This is a genomic window from Vibrio galatheae (genome assembly GCF_000967545.1).
GTDB lineage: Bacteria > Pseudomonadota > Gammaproteobacteria > Enterobacterales > Vibrionaceae > Vibrio > Vibrio galatheae.
The window spans coordinates 31416-49615 of sequence record NZ_JXXV01000011.1 but is presented as its reverse complement, the minus strand read 5'-3'; the positions used below and the strand labels follow the sequence as shown (position 1 = coordinate 49615).

At 48.3% G+C, this 18200-nt stretch carries 16 protein-coding genes; 10 read left to right on the top strand and 6 right to left on the bottom strand.

Features of this window, described 5'->3' with window-relative positions:
- Positions 1-188 precede the first annotated feature (188 nt).
- From gmk to recG, 5 genes are all read left to right on the top strand, one after another.
- Complete coding sequence (gmk, locus tag TW81_RS04770) at positions 189-812, top strand: guanylate kinase (RefSeq protein ID WP_045954587.1); 624 nt, start codon at positions 189-191, stop codon at positions 810-812.
- 96 nt (positions 813-908) lie between these two features.
- On the top strand, positions 909-1181 hold the full coding sequence (gene rpoZ, locus TW81_RS04765; protein WP_004410883.1) for a DNA-directed RNA polymerase subunit omega: 273 nt from the start codon (positions 909-911) through the stop codon (positions 1179-1181).
- 42 nt (positions 1182-1223) lie between these two features.
- Positions 1224-3341 (top strand): bifunctional GTP diphosphokinase/guanosine-3',5'-bis pyrophosphate 3'-pyrophosphohydrolase, encoded by a 2118-nt coding sequence (gene spoT, locus TW81_RS04760; protein WP_045954586.1) that lies wholly within the window; start codon positions 1224-1226, stop codon positions 3339-3341.
- A gap of 94 nt (positions 3342-3435) precedes the next feature.
- Entirely contained in the window at positions 3436-4119 is a 684-nt protein-coding gene (trmH, locus tag TW81_RS04755; protein WP_045954585.1) for a tRNA (guanosine(18)-2'-O)-methyltransferase TrmH, read from the top strand.
- A 159-nt stretch (positions 4120-4278) separates the two neighbouring features.
- Positions 4279-6357 (top strand): ATP-dependent DNA helicase RecG, encoded by a 2079-nt coding sequence (gene recG, locus TW81_RS04750; RefSeq protein WP_045954584.1) that lies wholly within the window; start codon positions 4279-4281, stop codon positions 6355-6357.
- Between the two features lie 42 nt (positions 6358-6399).
- On the opposite strand, the gene cysQ is transcribed toward recG, so the two are convergent.
- The 4 genes from cysQ to TW81_RS04730 all read right to left on the bottom strand — a co-directional run bounded on the left by cysQ (position 6400) and on the right by TW81_RS04730 (position 9382).
- On the bottom strand, positions 6400-7227 hold the full coding sequence (gene cysQ, locus TW81_RS04745; protein WP_045954583.1) for a 3'(2'),5'-bisphosphate nucleotidase CysQ: 828 nt from the start codon (positions 7225-7227) through the stop codon (positions 6400-6402).
- A 60-nt stretch (positions 7228-7287) separates the two neighbouring features.
- Positions 7288-7836: an ADP compounds hydrolase NudE gene (gene nudE / locus TW81_RS04740; RefSeq protein ID WP_045954582.1), complete on the bottom strand. Its 549-nt coding sequence runs from the start codon at positions 7834-7836 to the stop codon at positions 7288-7290.
- A gap of 170 nt (positions 7837-8006) precedes the next feature.
- The gene (nfuA, locus tag TW81_RS04735) at positions 8007-8594 is read right to left on the bottom strand and encodes a Fe-S biogenesis protein NfuA (RefSeq protein ID WP_045954581.1); all 588 of its coding nucleotides are present in this window, start codon (positions 8592-8594) and stop codon (positions 8007-8009) included.
- Between the two features lie 86 nt (positions 8595-8680).
- On the bottom strand, positions 8681-9382 hold the full coding sequence (locus tag TW81_RS04730; protein WP_045954580.1) for an amidophosphoribosyltransferase: 702 nt from the start codon (positions 9380-9382) through the stop codon (positions 8681-8683).
- Between the two features lie 60 nt (positions 9383-9442).
- Between TW81_RS04730 and bioH the strand changes: the two genes are divergently transcribed.
- Positions 9443-10246, top strand: coding sequence for a pimeloyl-ACP methyl ester esterase BioH (bioH, locus tag TW81_RS04725; RefSeq protein WP_045954579.1), 804 nt, complete (start codon positions 9443-9445; stop codon positions 10244-10246).
- 128 nt (positions 10247-10374) lie between these two features.
- Positions 10375-10845 (top strand): hypothetical protein, encoded by a 471-nt coding sequence (locus TW81_RS04720; protein WP_045954578.1) that lies wholly within the window; start codon positions 10375-10377, stop codon positions 10843-10845.
- Positions 10846-10939: 94 nt separating this feature from the next.
- Here the strand turns inward: TW81_RS04720 and TW81_RS04715 are convergent, their stop codons facing one another.
- A complete protein-coding gene (locus tag TW81_RS04715) occupies positions 10940-13261 on the bottom strand; it encodes a Tex family protein (protein WP_045954577.1) in 2322 nt (773 codons plus the stop codon).
- Between the two features lie 222 nt (positions 13262-13483).
- Here TW81_RS04715 and TW81_RS04710 point away from each other — a divergent pair, with 222 nt between their 5' ends.
- On the top strand, positions 13484-15373 hold the full coding sequence (locus TW81_RS04710; protein ID WP_045954576.1) for an ATP-dependent zinc protease family protein: 1890 nt from the start codon (positions 13484-13486) through the stop codon (positions 15371-15373).
- A gap of 46 nt (positions 15374-15419) precedes the next feature.
- Here the strand turns inward: TW81_RS04710 and greB are convergent, their stop codons facing one another.
- Positions 15420-15899, bottom strand: coding sequence for a transcription elongation factor GreB (gene greB, locus TW81_RS04705; RefSeq protein WP_045954575.1), 480 nt, complete (start codon positions 15897-15899; stop codon positions 15420-15422).
- A gap of 172 nt (positions 15900-16071) precedes the next feature.
- Between greB and ompR the strand changes: the two genes are divergently transcribed.
- On the top strand, positions 16072-16791 hold the full coding sequence (gene ompR / locus TW81_RS04700) for an osmolarity response regulator transcription factor OmpR (protein ID WP_045954574.1): 720 nt from the start codon (positions 16072-16074) through the stop codon (positions 16789-16791).
- An 80-nt stretch (positions 16792-16871) separates the two neighbouring features.
- Positions 16872-18179 (top strand): two-component system sensor histidine kinase EnvZ, encoded by a 1308-nt coding sequence (gene envZ, locus TW81_RS04695; protein ID WP_045954573.1) that lies wholly within the window; start codon positions 16872-16874, stop codon positions 18177-18179.
- Positions 18180-18200: the final 21 nt, after the last annotated feature.

The window sequence follows — 18200 nt, the reverse complement described above, 5'->3', positions numbered from 1 at the left end:
AATGCTAGTATCACCACCCTGCGAGTAAATATTGTCAGTTGTCCTGTATCGCTGAATTATGCTACTCTTCGCCTCCATTTTTCTGGCCTAAATTTCACCACTTAGGTGTGTTTATCCGGTCAGTGCTATCTTTAATTGTGTCAGTGCTCTCTGCTGACCATTATCAAACCAAATGTGGGATCGTACCTATGGGTAAAGGCACTCTATATATCGTCTCCGCGCCAAGCGGTGCTGGAAAATCTAGTCTGATTTCAGCCATGCTAGAAACCAACCCAACTTACGCGATGAAAGTGTCAGTCTCGCATACCACCCGTGGCATGCGCCCTGGAGAACAAGATGGTATCCACTATCATTTTGTGCCAAAAGAGCTGTTTGAAGAACTGATCGAGAAAGGCGAATTCCTCGAATATGCAGAAGTGTTTGGTAACTACTACGGCACGTCTCGAGTTTGGATTGAAGATAATCTCAATAAAGGTATTGATGTCTTTTTAGATATTGACTGGCAAGGTGCACGTCAAATCCGTGAGCAGATGCCATTGGCAAAAAGCTTGTTTATCTTGCCGCCTTCCAACGGTGAGTTAGAGCGTCGCCTTAACGCTCGTGGACAAGACAGCGATGCCGTCATTGCGAAGCGCATGGCAGAAGCAAAATCTGAAATATCGCACTACAGTGAATATGACTACGTGATCATCAATGATGATTTCGACACGGCCTTGATGGACTTTAAAGCCATCATTCGCGCAGAAAGATTGAAGCAAGACAAGCAAGCTGATAAATATAAAGGCATGCTTACCGCGCTTTTAGCTGAGTAAATTACCCGAAAGGCAAACAGATCCTAGACACTAGGAAGGGTCAGCCTGTATAATTTCTCGTCATTCAAAATTTTAGTTAACTAATTTGGAGTTCTCATGGCACGCGTAACTGTTCAAGACGCTGTTGAAAAAGTTGGCAACCGTTTCGACCTAGTTCTCATTGCGGCACGCCGCGCTCGTCAAATGCAAACTGGTGGTAAAGATTCACTAGTGCCAGAAGAGAATGATAAGCAAACGGTTATCGCTCTACGCGAGATCGAAGAAGGTCTTATCACTAAAGAGATCCTTGATGCTCGTGAGCGTCAAGAGCAGCAAGAGCAAGAAGCCGCTGAATTGGCTGCTGTTAGCAGCATTGCTCACAGCCGTTAATTAGACCTTATCGTCACTACAACTATCTTCCGGGCCTAAAGTTTGTATCTATTCGATAGCCTCAAAGACGTTGCCCAAGAATACTTACCAGAGCCTCAAATTGAGGCTCTGCGTCAATCTTATGTGGTAGCGAAAGATGCCCATGAAGGGCAAACCCGCTCTAGCGGTGAACCCTATATCATCCACCCTGTTGCTGTTGCTCGTATCTTGGCCGAAATGCGCCTTGATATTGAAACGCTCCAAGCAGCACTGCTTCACGACGTTATTGAAGACACTGAAGTCACCAAAGAAGAGCTAGAAACTCAATTTGGCAATACTGTGGCAGAATTGGTGGATGGCGTTTCTAAGCTTGATAAGCTTAAGTTTCGCGATCGCAAGGAAGCTCAGGCAGAAAACTTCCGTAAGATGGTGCTTGCCATGGTGCAAGACATCCGCGTTATTCTAATTAAGCTTGCTGACCGTACGCATAACATGCGCACCCTTGGCGCGCTTCGCCCCGACAAAAAACGCCGCATTGCCCGAGAAACGCTAGAAATCTACTCACCACTAGCGCACCGCCTTGGTATTCACAACATCAAAACCGAACTTGAAGAGCTTGGCTTTGAAGCCCTGTATCCGAACCGTTATCGCGTTCTGAAAGAGGTTGTGAGAACCGCGCGCGGTAATCGCAAAGAGATGATTCAGCGTATTCACGATGAGATTGAAGGTCGTTTAGACGAAGTCGGTCTCAAAGCACGTGTATTTGGCCGCGAGAAAAACCTGTTCTCGATCTACAACAAGATGAAGACCAAAGAGCAGCGCTTTCATACCATCATGGACATCTACGCGTTCCGTGTGGTGGTGGAAGATGCCGATACCTGTTATCGCGTTCTTGGTCAGGTGCATAGCCTGTATAAACCGCGTCCGGGTCGAATGAAAGACTATATCGCGGTACCAAAAGCGAATGGCTATCAATCGATTCACACTTCAATGGTTGGTCCTCATGGTGTGCCCGTTGAAGTGCAGATCCGTACAGAAGATATGGATCAAATGGCCGACAAAGGTGTTGCAGCTCACTGGTCTTATAAAGGTAACGGCGAACGTACGGGAACAACCGCGCAAGTCAAAGCCCAGCGTTGGATGCAAAGCCTGCTTGAGCTACAACAAAGTGCAGGTAACTCATTTGAGTTTATCGAGAACGTTAAGTCAGACCTATTCCCAGACGAGATCTACGTCTTTACACCAAAAGGTCGTATCGTTGAGATGCCAGTTGGTGCAACGGCAGTAGACTTTGCCTATGCTGTACATACCGATGTGGGTAACACCTGTGTTGGTGCGCGTGTCGATCGTAACCCTTACCCTCTTAGTAAGTCACTTAAGAACGGTCAAACGATTGAGATCATCAGTGCCCCTGGCGCTAGACCGAATGCGGCATGGCTAAACTATGTCGTGACATCACGCGCACGAACTAAGATTCGTCAGGTACTCAAAACCATGCGCCGTGAAGAATCGATTACCTTAGGGCGTCGCCTACTCAACCATGCGTTGGGTGAACTGTCGCTGTCAGATATCGACGAAGAAAATATCAGTCACGTTCTGTCTGATCTAAAAATTAAGACAATTGACGACTTACTGGCAGATATCGGTCTAGGCGAGTTGATGAGTATTGTGATCGCGCGTCGCCTGTTAGGTGATGCCGATGAGCTGACTGAAGTGGCAGGTAGCAGCGATGGTAAGAAGAAATTACCAATCCGTGGCGCAGAAGGCATTCTGCTTACGTTCGCCAATTGTTGTCACCCGATTCCAGACGATCATATTATCGCCCACGTATCACCGGGCCGTGGCTTAGTGGTACACCGTGAAATGTGTCCGAACGTCCGTGGCTATCAGAAAGAGCCCGATAAGTACATGGCAGTCGAATGGTCGAACGATTACGACAAAGAGTTCATTACCGAAGTCACTGTCGACGTGCAAAACCGTCAAGGCGCACTAGCTGAACTGACTAACGTAATTTCCAAGACTGGCTCTAACATTCATGGCCTATCAACCGAAGAGCGAGATGGTCGCCTCTACACAGTGACTGTGTTGCTAACGACCAAAGATCGGGTTCATCTAGCGGGTATCATGCGTAAGATTAAGTCGATGCCACAAACGTTAAGAGTTCGTCGCCGCAGAAATTAGATACAAAATCCTAGTTCCTATTGACTGGTTCCTAGAGGGAAACTTCTAGGAACTAGGCACTTCTTTTTATAGGTACTGACTTCTAGGAACTTAAATGAATTTAGAACGCTACCACCGTATTCAAGAGGTGCTCAAAGCACGCCAAGCGGATTTGACCCTCTGCCTTGAAGAAGTCCATAAACCAAACAATGTTTCAGCCGTGATCCGCACCGCAGATGCGACAGGAATTCATAAGATTCATGCCGTTTGGCCGCATCAAATGCGCACTTTAAGCCATACATCGGCAGGGGCACGCAACTGGGTTGAGGTTGAAACCCACGGCAGCATTGAGACTGCTATCACTGAACTAAAAAGTCAGGGGATGCAAGTTCTGGTCACCAACCTGTCTGATACTGCGGTAGATTTTCGCGATATCGACTACACCAAGCCAACCGCCATCATTCTTGGCAGCGAAAAAGTCGGCGCTTCTGAACAAGCTAAACAGCTCGCGGATCAAGATATCATCGTGCCTATGGTCGGTATGGTTCAATCGCTCAATGTTTCCGTCGCCAGCGCGGTGATTTTGTACGAGGCCCAACGTCAGCGTGCCGCCGCAGGTATGTACGACAACGACATCAGCTCCATCCCTCAAGAGACTATCCATCGCTTACTGTTTGAACGCGGTCACCCGGTACTGGCTAAAGTCGCAAAACGGAAAAAGCTGCCCTACCCTGAGTTGGATGACCAAGGTCAGATCATCGCCGATGAGGCATGGTGGGCCGAGATGCAGAAAAGATAATAGTTCCTAGTTTCTAGACCCTTGTTACTACTGGGGAATTTCTATGCACGAGAAACTGCCCTATCCACTGTACAAAAACACAGATCGATGGTTAACTAGTAGAGTTTGCTGTATCTAACTCACTGAATCACTTACTCTGAATAACGAGCGAGCTGTGTTATGTCCCAACTGCTATCTGCAATTCCGCTTACTTCTCTCACTGGTGTTGGTGCCAAGGTGGCAGAGAAGCTGACCAAAGTAGGACTCAACTCAGTTCAAGATCTGCTCTTCCACTTACCACTGCGCTACGAAGACCGCACTCGTATCTACCCGATAGTGAAACTGCACGCAGGTTTATGGGCAGCAGTACAGGGTAAAGTGATGAGTGTCGACACCTTGTTTGGTAAACGCAAAATGTTGTCGGTTAAAATCAGCGACGGCAACGGCACCATCAGCTTACGTTTTTTCAACTTTACTGCGGGGATGAAGAACAACTTCACTGAAGGCAAAACGGTACATGCCTATGGTGAAATAAAGCGTGGTAGCTATGGGCTCGAGATTGTTCACCCAGACTACAAATTTTACGCCCCCAACCAAACAACGCAGGTCGAGCAGACCTTAACCCCCGTTTATCCCACTACCGACGGCCTACGCCAAATTACATTGCGTAATCTAACCGACCAAGCGCTTGAGTTACTTGATAAAACCGCAGTACAAGAACTGCTGCCAAGTGGCTTATATGATCACCAGATCACTTTAGCCCAAGCATTGCATACCATTCATCGGCCACCACCCGGGATAAACTTAGAGCAATTTGATGAAGGCAAGCACCCAGCGCAAGTTCGTCTGATTATGGAAGAGCTGTTGGCACAAAATCTATCCATGCTCTCAGTGCGAAGTAAAGGTCAGCAAGACGAAGCTCTGCCGCTTGCCCCGAGTAACACACTCAAACAACAGCTGCTGGCTCAACTGCCTTTTTCGCCGACTAACGCTCAAGCTCGGGTGGTGAAAGAAATTGAACAAGATTTAGCAAAGCCACACCCTATGATGCGCTTAGTGCAAGGAGATGTCGGCTCAGGTAAAACCTTAGTCGCGGCCCTAGCGGCTTTGCGCGCGCTGGAGCATGGCTATCAAGTCGCCTTGATGGCACCTACCGAACTGCTCGCCGAGCAACATGCACTTAACTTTGCCAACTGGCTAGAACCAATGGGGATCAAAGTTGGCTGGCTAGCAGGCAAACTAAAAGGCAAAGCCAAACAGGCTGAGTTGGCGAATATTGCCAGCGGCGAAGCACAAATGGTGGTCGGCACTCATGCCCTATTCCAAGAGCATGTCGAGTTTAACCATTTGGCTTTAGTCATTATTGATGAGCAGCACCGTTTTGGCGTCCACCAGCGCTTAGAGCTGCGAGAAAAAGGCGCTAAACAAGGTGCCTACCCTCACCAGCTAATTATGACGGCGACACCGATTCCTCGCACACTCGCCATGACAGCCTATGCGGATCTAGAAACCTCAGTGATTGATGAGCTACCTCCCGGTCGAACGCCGATTCAAACCGTGGCGATCCCTGATACTAAGCGTGATGATATTGTCGAGCGAGTACGTAATGCCTGCCTAAACGAAGGCAAACAAGCTTACTGGGTATGTACGCTGATTGATGAGTCGGAAGTGCTTGAAGCTCAAGCCGCAGCCGATACGGCAGAAGAGCTACAGCGCAAACTGCCTGATGTAAAAATTGGCTTGGTACATGGGCGGATGAAACCTGCTGAGAAACAGGCAGTAATGCAGGATTTTAAAGACAGTAAACTGCACTTGCTAGTCGCCACTACTGTGATTGAAGTCGGTGTTGACGTGCCAAACTCGAGCTTAATGATCATTGAAAACCCAGAGCGCCTTGGCCTAGCTCAGCTCCACCAGTTACGTGGTCGTGTCGGCCGCGGTAGCGTTGCCAGTCATTGTGTACTGCTTTACCACTCACCGCTGTCAAAAACCGCGCAAAAGCGTTTAAGTGTTTTGCGTGAAAGCAATGATGGTTTTGTTATCGCTCAGCGCGACTTGGAAATTCGCGGCCCAGGGGAACTACTGGGCACCAAACAAACCGGCATGGCCGATTTTAAGATTGCTGACTTGGTGCGCGATCAACGCTTAATCCCAGAAGTGCAACGTATTGCCCGCCATATTCATGATAACTACCCACAAAACGCCAGCGCAATTATCGATCGTTGGCTCGGTGAACGGGATGTTTATTCGAAGGCGTAGAGTTTCAAGGAACTAAAACCCTCTAATATCCCATCCCATTGACTAGTCTTTAACCTTAAGAATCTCATCCCACGGCAGGCTTTCATCACCCAGCACGATGAAGTTCGGGTTCTCTAAAGTATCGCGCTCGTTGTAAGACAGCGGTTCAAGCTGAGTACTCAAAATACGCCCGCCAGCCTCTTCAACAATGCATTGGGTCGCAGCGGTATCCCACTCACCTGTGGGGCCAAGGCGCAAATAACAATCCACCGCCCCTTCAGCAACTAAACACGCTTTTAACGCCGCAGAACCCAGTGGTACAAGATCGTAGTTCCAGCCACTGCTCATACGGTTGGTGATGCGATTGATATCCTGACGGCGACTGATGGCGATAGCGATTGGGCTCTGCTTGCCATCATGCTGGTGCGTTTTAATCCGCACACTTTCGCTCATATCAGGTATCTTCCATGCCCCTTTGCCTTGATAAGCGTAGTACGTCACCCCTGAAACAGGACCATATACCACGCCCATTACAGGTTGGTTGTTTTCGACTAGAGCAATAATGGTGGCAAAATCACCGCTGCGGGCGATAAATTCTTGCGTGCCATCTAGTGGGTCAACCAACCAATAGCGATCCCATTGTGAACGCTTGTCTAAACTGATATCCGCCGCTTCTTCAGACAGCACCGGAATGTCCGGCGTCAAATCGGCCAGCTTCTCAACAATCAATCTATGTGCGGCGATATCCGCACTGGTTACCGGTGTTTCATCACTTTTGGTAAACGCTTGATACTCTTTCTTCTCATAGATATCGAGAATTAATTGCCCAGCACTACGGGCAATTTCGATCACTGCAGGCAAATGATGAGAAAGGTCTTCTTTCATTGGCATAAAAAATCCTTAGCGTTCTACGGCTATTTTCTCAGACCAAGTGGCTGAGAAACATGTTCATTATGGTTTTAAGATGCGTAGAGCGAGTAATAACGCGGTAATACTGCGCGCTTCACTAAAATCGAGGTGCGTGAGTAGCTCTTCAGCTTGGGTTAAAGGCCAACGCACCACTTCCAACGGTTCAGGTTCATCACCTTCCAATTGCTCTGAGTATAGTTGTTGGGCAATGAACAGAGTCATTTTGCTTGAGAAATAAGACGGAGCGAGCACCACTTCTTTTAACGGCGTTAACTGCTTAGCGCCGTAACCTATTTCTTCTTTCAATTCACGTTCTGCCGCTTGCTGTGGTGTCTCTCCTGGGTCAATCAACCCTTTGGGGAAACCAAGTTCGTAGCGTTCGGTACCCGCCGCGTACTCCCGTACCAACAAAATATCGCCCTGCTGAGTAATCGGAACCATCATCACCGCATTGCGTCCACTTGGCTTCATCCGCTCGTAAGTGCGCTGCTCACCATTGCTAAAGCGTAAATCCATCGCTTCAATTGCGAACAATCGAGATTGAGCGACCGTCTGTTTAGCCAGAATTTCTGGTGGGTTCCGTTTCGCCACGAGCTCACTCCTTTGCGTGCGAGGAAGGTACTAGACACAATTGCTATTGATTTTTAACTTGGTGCAAAAGTTCAACCTTCTTAATATATGAGAAATCTATCAGGTTTGAAAACAAAAAAAGGGCTGACATTTCTGTCAACCCTATGGATTTCATTCGCTTAAATACGTGATTAGTAGTAAGAGTGTTCACCACGATCGTGCTCAGTCGCATCGCGCACTGCAGACAACTCACCTTCAAACTGTTGCAGCAGCTCTTTTTCGATGCCTTCTTTCAGAGTGACATCAACCATAGAACAACCATTACAACCACCACCAAACGCTACAATCGCCACACCTTCTTCGGTGATTTCGACTAAATTGACATGACCACCGTGACCAGCAAGTTGAGGGTTGACCTGAGTTTGAATCGCATATTCCACACGCTCAACCAGCGGCGCGTCATCAGAAACTTTGCGCATTTTGGCGTTCGGCGCTTTGAGAGTGAGCTGAGAGCCCATTTTATCCGTCACAAAATCAATTTCTGCATCTTCTAGAAACGGAAGGCTAAGCTCATCGATAAAGGCAGAAAAGCTTTCGAACGATAATTCAGTGTCGCTAGACTCAACTGCCTCTGTTGGGCAGTAAGAAACACCACACTCGGCGTTTTGAGTACCAGGGTTAACCACGAACACACGAATATTAGTGCCTTCTGGTTGCTGACCCAGTAGATTGGCAAAATGTTTTTGGGCGGTTTCTGTAATAGTAATTGTATTTGACACGACGAATACCTGAGTAATTTTGTAGGCTATTAGTTGACCATTTTACTCCTCAAAACTGAGAGATCTAGCGTTTTAGTCAAATTATACTAATCGGCAGGTTCAGGAGTACGGCATAGGCAGTAAATATCAACACTTTTCACGCCCGCTTCAAGCAGTAAATCGCATAAATGCTGCACCGTACTGCCTGTGGTCACCACATCATCAACAATCGCCACATGGTCAACATTCACATAACGATTAAGAGTAAAAGCGTGGCTAAGATTACGCCTGCGCTCAACTTTGCTTAGCCCTTGTTGTTGCGGCGTTGCCCTTAGTCGTTTGAACAACGGTTGGCACGGCAGATTAAGCTGACGAGCCAGCGGCAAGGCAATTAACTCACTTTGATTGAAGCCCCGTTTTAGATATCGCCGCCAATGCAGAGGCACGTAAGTAATGAGTTGCGCTGGACGCTCAACACGCCCAGCCAGCAACAAACCTAGCTTGTTCGCATGCCAAAACTGACGTTCGTATTTAAGCAGATGGACATAAGTCGACAGTGGCTGTTGGTAGTCACCAAGACAATAGAGGCTTTGCCAACTCGGCGGTGTTTTTAAGCATTGACCACACTCAGCGACCTGATAGAGAGTCGGTAAACCACAGCGCTGGCAGCGTGGTACTGGGTCGAAATACGCGCTGCAGTAACCGCAAATACCACTACTCGATCTCGGCTCGGTTAACGGCAGTCGGCACACCTCACAATGCATAGGCAACAGGTCGGCGATGTATTTCACCACCCTTTGAGTTAACATGACGACTCTCCATTGACTCCCTATTGGGATGATTGTGTCGACTGGCTGGCAAACGAAAGGATGGAAAAAGTGCAGCAAACCGAGAGCAACGTTAAATCTTTGTATTGGCAATCCACAGGTCAGGGGGATGACCTGGTGTTACTGCATGGCTGGGGAATGAATGGCGCGGTTTGGCAACAAACTGTCAATGAACTTAGCCAACACTTTTGCGTCCATGTGGTTGACCTGCCGGGATTTGGTCACAGTCACCACACCAGTTTTGATACGATGGACAACCTTACCGAGCAAGTGCTACGTGATGCGCCCGATCAAGCGATCTGGCTCGGTTGGTCTCTCGGTGGTTTGCTGGCTACCCATATCGCGCTCAATCACCCTTTGCGGGTAAAAAAGCTGATTACCGTGGCAAGCTCACCCAAGTTTGCTGCCGAACGGCCTTGGCGCGGTATCCAACCCAATGTCTTAAGCGCCTTTACCGAACAACTGGTGGAAGACTTCCAGCTTACGATTGAGCGATTTATGGCCCTGCAGGCGATGGGCAGCCCTTCAGCCAGGCGAGATGTTAAACAGCTCAAGCAAGCGGTGTTATCACGCCCGACGCCCAACCCAACCTCGCTACTGGCAGGGTTGCAGTTACTTGCTGATCTTGACTACCGCAGCCAACTAGAAAGCTTAACTGTGCCTATGTTGCGCCTCTACGGTCGCTTAGATGGTTTAGTGCCCGCCAAAGTCGCCAGTGATGTCGATGCACTCTCGCCTAATAGTAAAAGTTTTATTTTCCCTGACTCGTCCCATGCCCCTTTCATGACCGAGTTAGAAGCGTTTTGCCACCAAGTCCAGCGCTTCATCACGTCTACAGCCCGTTAATGAACAATGTGCAAATAAATTAAATCTTGGCTAAATATTTATCTCAACTGGTCGATAAATAAACTAACCGAAAGAGTGGCTAAGGTCTTTTGACCTTGCTCTCCGGTTGGGCGTGAGGAGGTCAATGAATGCTCGTATCACCTACGAACGTAAGTGTTCCACTGATCGCCCCATCGGTTAATGTGCAAACGGAGCAAGCAGCGCGCGACAATAAAGTTCGTGAGCCGGTTGCCCCGACAATGGCATTGACCAAGAGCAACGCAGAACGAAAAGTAAAGGCTGACGATAAACGGCGAAGGCAATCATCATGGGATCCCTCAGAGCATCCAAGCTATGAGATGGAAGAAAGTGGTCATACCATTGCAGTTTCTCAGGAAGAACCTCAAGATACTCTTGATAGACTCTTCCAACTGCTGGCACTGGATAGTTATAGCGAGCATCAAGGTAAAGGCTACGCCATGCGTTTTCGCTTGCCGAAACGCTTAATCGATGCGGCGATAACGGACGGGATGATGGCGAAACGCAGAACCGTGATTAAATTTCATTACGGTGACGCTGTTGCCCCCAATACTCCGTCTGATGTCATTGCGGTGTTGTAGTACCTTGTCGTTCTCTGGTTCGATAAGGTTATGCCGAAAAAAATCCCCGCTCGTATCACGACTGCGGGGATTTATATTTTGGGCGCCTTAACGGTTAGCGTTTCGCTTTGGCAAAGGCCGCGGCAAACGCGCCGCCCATCGCACTACTGTTCGACGAGTCATCGCGGCGACGCTGCCCACCTTGCGCTTGACGCTGCTGACCACGCGGAGCACTTGAACGTTGCGGACGATTATCTTGTCCCGGTTCATCGGTCAAACGCATTGAAAGGCCAATACGTTTACGCTGCACATCGACTTCCATCACTTTGACTTTGACAATATCGCCCGCCTTCACCACTTCACGTGGGTCTGAGATATAGCGATCGGTCAAGGAAGAGATATGCACTAAACCATCCTGATGTACGCCAATATCGACAAAGGCACCAAAGTTCGCAACGTTCGACACCACACCTTCTAGCACCATACCCGGTTCGAGGTCAGACACTTGGTTGACCCCATCAGCGAAGGTCGCGGTCTTAAACTCTGGACGTGGATCGCGCCCGGGCTTATCAAGCTCTTTAATAATGTCCGTCACGGTTGGAACACCAAAGCTATCGTTGGTGTAATCCACCGCATGCAGACCACGCAGGAACTGACTATCACCAATCAAGGCTTTGACATCTTTGCGGTTTTTCTCCGCAATCGCTTTCACCACAGGGTAGGCTTCTGGGTGAACGGATGAAGCATCGAGTGGATTCTTACCATCCATAATACGCAAAAAGCCGACACACTGCTCAAAGGCTTTTGGCCCGAGACGAGCCACCTTTTTCAGCGTGGTACGCGTTTCAAAACGGCCGTTTTCGTCGCGATAATCGACAATATTCTGCGCCAAAGTACTCGATAAACCCGCGACCCGAGTTAATAACGCCGGAGAAGCGGTGTTGACATCAACGCCAACTGCGTTAACACAATCTTCAACTACAGCATCAAGACGCTTAGCTAACATCGACTGGCTGACATCGTGCTGGTACTGACCGACACCGATAGATTTCGGATCGATTTTCACTAGCTCAGCGAGAGGGTCTTGCAGACGACGGGCAATCGAAACAGCGCCGCGCAGGGATACGTCAAGATTAGGAAATTCATTCGCCGCTAGCTCTGACGCAGAATAAACCGAAGCGCCCGCTTCACTAACCATAATTTTCTGTACTTTGAGACTGCCGCGCTTAATCAAATCAGCAACAAAACTGTCGGTTTCACGAGAAGCCGTACCATTGCCTATCGCAATCAAGTCCACGTTATGCTTGCGCACCAAAGCATCGACAATCTGCGCCGATTTCTCATACTGCTTTTGTGGTGGGTGTGGGTAGATGGTCTCGGTCGCGAGCACCTTACCAGTCGTATCGACCACAGCAATCTTAGAACCCGTACGTAGACCGGGGTCGAGACCTAGCGTTGCACGCGGCCCAGCAGGCGCGGCCATCAATAGATCTTTCAGGTTAGTCGCGAAAACTTCAATCGCTTCGATCTCGGCACGCTCTTTCATTGCGCCCATCAGTTCGGTTTCCATATGCATCGAGACTTTGATTCGCCACGCCCAACTGATCACTTGCTTGCGCCACGAGTCAGCAGGCGCATTACTGAGAGAGATGCCGTAATGGTCACTAATGATGCTCTCACAGTATGATTGGCGCGCACCTTCTTCTTGCGCGGGGTCGGCGTTCATCGCCAGGGTTAAGAAACCTTCATTACGGCCGCGTAACATAGCAAGAGCGCGGTGTGATGGCACTTTACTCAGTGCTTCATTGTGCGCAAAGTAATCTTTAAACTTCTCTCCTTCACGCTCTTTGCCTTCGACCACTCGAGAGACTAACTCGGCATTGCGATTGAGATAGAGACGAATTTTCTCAAGCAAATTAGCGTCTTCGGCGATACGTTCCATCACAATCGCGCGCGCTCCATCAAGCGCCGCTTTAGTATCCGCAATCCCCTTGTCGGCATCAACGTAGCGAGCCGCTTCGCTCTCCGGTTCTGTTTGTGGCAGGTTCCACAGTGTATCAGCCAAGGGTTCAAGGCCTGCTTCAATCGCAATCTGGCCTTTAGTGCGGCGTTTCGGCTTGTAAGGCAAGTAAAGGTCTTCAAGACGGGTTTTGCTGTCGGCCTGAAGAATGTCAGCTTCTAGTTCAGTGCTCAGTTTGCCTTGTTCTTGAATCGATTTGAGAATGGTTTGGCGGCGCTCATCAAGCTCTCGTAGATAAGATAAGCGGCTATCAAGGTTACGCAGTTGAGTATCATCCAGTCCACCTGTCACCTCTTTGCGGTAACGGGCAATAAATGGCACTGTATTGCCATCGTCAATCAAGTTAACAGCGGCAGTAACCTGCTCGGGGCGAACACTCAGTTCCTGAGCAATCAAATTACAGATAGCTTGGCTCATCCGTTGAATCTCTTATTATGTTTAAACGTTAAATACATGGGGGTTTGACAGGTAAAAAGCAATAGTTTTTGTTACAGTTAGAAGGTTACGCAATTGTTTTGCCAATAGTTTGGCAATTTTGTGAAAGTTGTGTCAGAACTAGAAACAAGCTAGAACTTAACTGTGAAAAATGAAACTAACTTCGTTCAAGACCTGTGCGAATAACGAGTAGTTGGAACTGCGATGAAAAAAATCTTACTGGCCCTTTCGGTACTCTCTGTCTCTCTAGCCTCTCCGTTGGCCTTGGCTGAAAAAGGCGATGCAACAATCAATGCCACCACTCAGTCACCGGTTTATCGCCTAGATGATAAATTGGTTTTAGGCCGCGTCGAAAGCGTCTATCTCAACGAGGTAGAAGCACTCAAAGGTATTGCCTTTGCGGGAAAAATTGATACTGGTGCAGATACCACCTCGATGCATGCGACCAACATTCATATTGCCAGTTCTCATTCAGAGTTAAGCACCCTCAAAGATGAAAAACTGATGCAGGCCTTGGTCGAATTAGATGCCATTGATAGCGTCGATTACGACGACTGGGATGCCGAGCTATTTGCACCCTATCAAGTCGAAGTCACCTTTACCCTTTTGCACCCGCATACAGGCAAGAGCATCGAAGTCACTCGCCCACTTGATCGGGTTGGCATGATTCGCAATCGTACTGATGAAGACGCGATCCTCAGACCAACCGTATCTTTACCGATGACCATTGCAGGCACAACGGTGATGACTCAGGTTAACCTCACTGATCGCTCACAATTTTCAGCGCCAATATTAATTGGTAAAACTTTCCTTGATAGCCATGCTTGGGTTTACGCCGGGTACGATTACCTGCAAGAGCAAAAAGACGCCCAACTAATAGGTAAGAAAGAAAGCGTCAATATTGAGGGCGTGACGCAAAAAATCAGCTACTCGCTGAAAAACAACTACTCAGCCTTGCATGCGACTAAGGTCGAGGTCGATACCAACAAGCAACAAGTCTCTTTTGATATTGCTGACAGCCAAGGGGCAAGCAAAACACTAACGCTACCAATCGTGCGCATGTTAAATGTGGCAGGAGAGATGCGCCCGATGGTCTTTGTGTCTGTCGATACAGGCAACCACACTCAAAAGTGGCTAGTTTACTTAACTGATCGCAGTAAGTTCAGTACCCAACTGCGTTTAGGCAAAGAGACGTTAAATCGCCGTTTTGTGATCGACACCAGCGCTAAATCCTTGTTAGCCAGTAAGAAAAAAACTCTCAGCAGTAAGCCAAATGCTCTCCAAGTATCAGCCGAAGAGATGCTTGTGCTCGACGATATTAAGTTGGTTGCGACACCATCTCTAACCGTTAAAACGCCGCTACTCAAAGTGGCGAGCTTTGAGATTTTTGATAAGAAAGGCAAAGAGTTGGTGACCTACTACCTCACCAACTCGAATGGCGAGGCGACACAGTTTTCCAAGCCGATCAACAAAACGCTCAAAGTAGGCGACGACCTGCGCCCTGTGGTGTTTGGTACGTTTACCTTAGGTGGCGAGAAAGTTGAGCTGCCGTACGCACTTGATGTCCTAGACGAGGATGAAAGCCAAGACTACTTCATCATCGGTCAAAAGATGTCGCAAGATGGCGTGCTTATCAACACTCGCACTAACCATTTACTCGAGTCGTACCCACTGTTTAAAGCAGGCCATATTGAGGCGGCACAGGTTGGCGAACTCAAATTTCCGGTTAAGTTAGATACCGGTGCTGATGTTAGCTCCATCAATGCACAAAACATCAAACGCTTTAAACAAGATGGTAAAGAGATGGTCAGTTTTACCTATCAAAATGACTTAGGTATGGAGAAAGACTTCACGCTACCTATGGTCGACAGTATGACGATTCGGGCCAAAGAAGGTGAGCAGCCGACCCTACGTCCAGTGGTTGAAATGTACATTAAACTCGGTGATCTGGAGAAAAAGATTCGCGTCAATCTGCAAGATCGTAGCCGCTTCCACTACAGCATGATCTTAGGTAAGAACTTCCTCCAATATGGCGCTGTGGTTGACAGTGAACATAATTACATCCTCACCGACAAACCCGCTGGTGAAAAGTAATCTTCTCTAAGTCCCGCCTAGCGGGACTTTTTATTACGGCGCATGATTACTCAGCACTGTAACGAATGCTGTTAACGAACCACTCCTTGTAACCTTCAGGCGTTTTAACGCTAAATTCGTCATCCACCTGTTTCTTCAACAAGGCACGCGCCATTGGGGAATCGATCGAGATATAACCTTTGGCATCACCGTAAATCTCATCAGGGCCAACAATCCGAAACGCTTTCACTTCCCCCGCTTCATTTTCAATTTCTACCCAAGCGCCAAAGAAGACTTTCCCTTCTTGCTGCGGCGAGTAATCAACCACATTGACTTGTTCCAAACGCTTACGTAAGTAGCGCACTCGGCGGTCAATTTCGCGTAAGCGCTTCTTGTTGTATTGATAATCAGCGTTTTCACTCCGGTCACCGAGACTGGCCGCCCAAGTCACTTTTTTGGTCACTTCTGGGCGATCTTCTTTCCATAAAAAATCGAGCTCTTTCTTTAGTCGATCAAAGCCTTCGCGCGTTATTAGGTTCGTTTTCATATTTCTGACGATATTAAATTGAAGTTGCGATATACATTAGCTAAAAAGGAAATAAACGTTAACAATTCTTTGCACCAAGAGCCAAAGAACAATGTTACATTTCAAGCTGCGCAATAGGTGACTGTTTCTACACCCAGACGTTGCGCGCTGAATGAATAGGTGGAACCATTACATGCAAGAAAATCACAAGATCTTAGTTGTTGATGATGATGCACGACTTCGTGCTCTACTAGAGCGTTACCTCTCAGAACAAGGATTTCAAGTTCGTAGTGTTGCCAACAGTGAGCAGATGGACCGCCTGTTAACGCGTGAAACTTTTCATTTGATGGTATTAGACCTGATGTTGCCTGGTGAAGATGGCCTGTCCATCTGCCGTCGTTTACGTAACGCCAACAATACCATCCCGATTCTGATGCTAACGGCAAAAGGCGATGAAATTGACCGTATCGTTGGCTTGGAAGTCGGCGCCGATGATTATTTGCCGAAACCTTTCAATCCGAGAGAATTGTTGGCACGTATTAAAGCAGTGCTGCGTCGTCAAACAACGGAATTGCCAGGCGCACCAAGCAGTGAAGAGTCTGTGGTTGAATTCGGTGAATTTCGTCTCAACCTAGGAACGCGCGAAATGTTCCGCGGAGACGAGGCAATGCCACTGACTTCCGGTGAATTTGCGGTGCTTAAAGCCCTAGTCACCAACGCCAGAGAGCCAATGTCACGCGATAAACTGATGAACATGGCGCGTGGTCGCGAGTACTCAGCAATGGAACGTTCTATCGATGTGCAAATCTCTCGTCTACGCCGTATGCTTGAAGCAGATCCGAGTAAACCGCGTTACATTCAAACTGTATGGGGTCTCGGCTACGTCTTCGTCCCTGATGGCAAAGAAGCCTAAATCACAGCTAGCTTGATAGAGTGCGAGACCATGTCTCGCACTTTCTGTTTCAGCCTCACTCAATGTCCAAGGTCGGTGTTATGCGCAGTCGCAGTTCATTTACCCAATCGATTTTTATCTTCCTTACACTACTGATCGCAAGTCAGGTCTATTCCTACTACGCGGTATTTAACTATGCTTTGATGCCGAGCCTGCAGCAGTTCAACAAAATTCTTGGTCATGAAATCAATCTCATGCTTGATGACACTGAGCTGTCCGAAGATACGCTCTCTATGGATCGACCGTTGCGCCGCCGCGTATTAGAACAGCTCGGGGTGACGATTCACGCTGAAGATAGCCCGATCGCCGAGGAGTATCATCACGCCGTCGTGATTGATCTGATGAGTGAAGAGATGACGCACGAGCTCGGGTCACCAACCGATGTACGTATGATGCTCGGCAGCGAAAGCTACGTCTTGTGGATGAAGATAGACTCTCTGCCCGGATCGCTGCTACGTATCCCGCTTTCTGAGCTGCAAGAAGATGATTTTACCCCACTGTTTCGCAACAGCCTAATTATGGCCCTGTTGATTATCGCTGGTGGCTGGCTGTTCATCCGCTTGCAAAACCGCCCGCTGATTGCGCTAGAGAAAGCCGCTAAAGGTGTTGGTCGCGGTGAAATTCCACCGCCTCTGCCTGAAAAAGGCGCTTCAGAAATTCGTTCGGTAACACGCGCGTTTAACCAGATGTCAAAAGGGATTCAGGCGCTCGAAGAAGATAGAGCCCTATTGATGGCAGGCATCAGTCATGATCTGCGCACACCACTAACACGAATCCGCCTTGCCACTGAGATGATGTCTCCAGAAGATAGTTATCTGGCAGAGGGGATTATCAGCGATACCGAAGAGTGCAATGAAATCATCAGCCAGTTTATGGACTACTTAAAGCCGGTTAATAAACAGTCATTTGTCAGTGTAGATCTCAATGAAATCGCCAACGATGTCGCCTCTTCTGAGGGAGGCTATGAAGTGCAGATTGAAACTAAGCTCCAGCAACCACTGCGAGAAACACTGGGTAGCCCGATAGCCATTAAGCGCGCAGTCAGCAACTTAGTGGTCAATGCCATTCGCTACGGCAATGGCTGGATTAAGGTCAGTACAGGCATTACCGCAGACAACAAACTGATCTGGGTCAGTGTTGAAGACAATGGCCCTGGGATTGAACAAAGCCAGATTTCAAAACTGTTTGAACCCTTCACTCGCGGAGACACCGCACGTGGCAGTGAAGGAACCGGACTCGGGCTTGCCATCGTTAAACGCATTGCCAGCCAGCATAGCGGTTCGGTGATCGTCAATAACCGTAGTGGTGGTGGCTTGAAAGTTCAGATCAGTTTTCCCGTTATCAAGTAAAACGCAAAGGGCAGCTCAAAC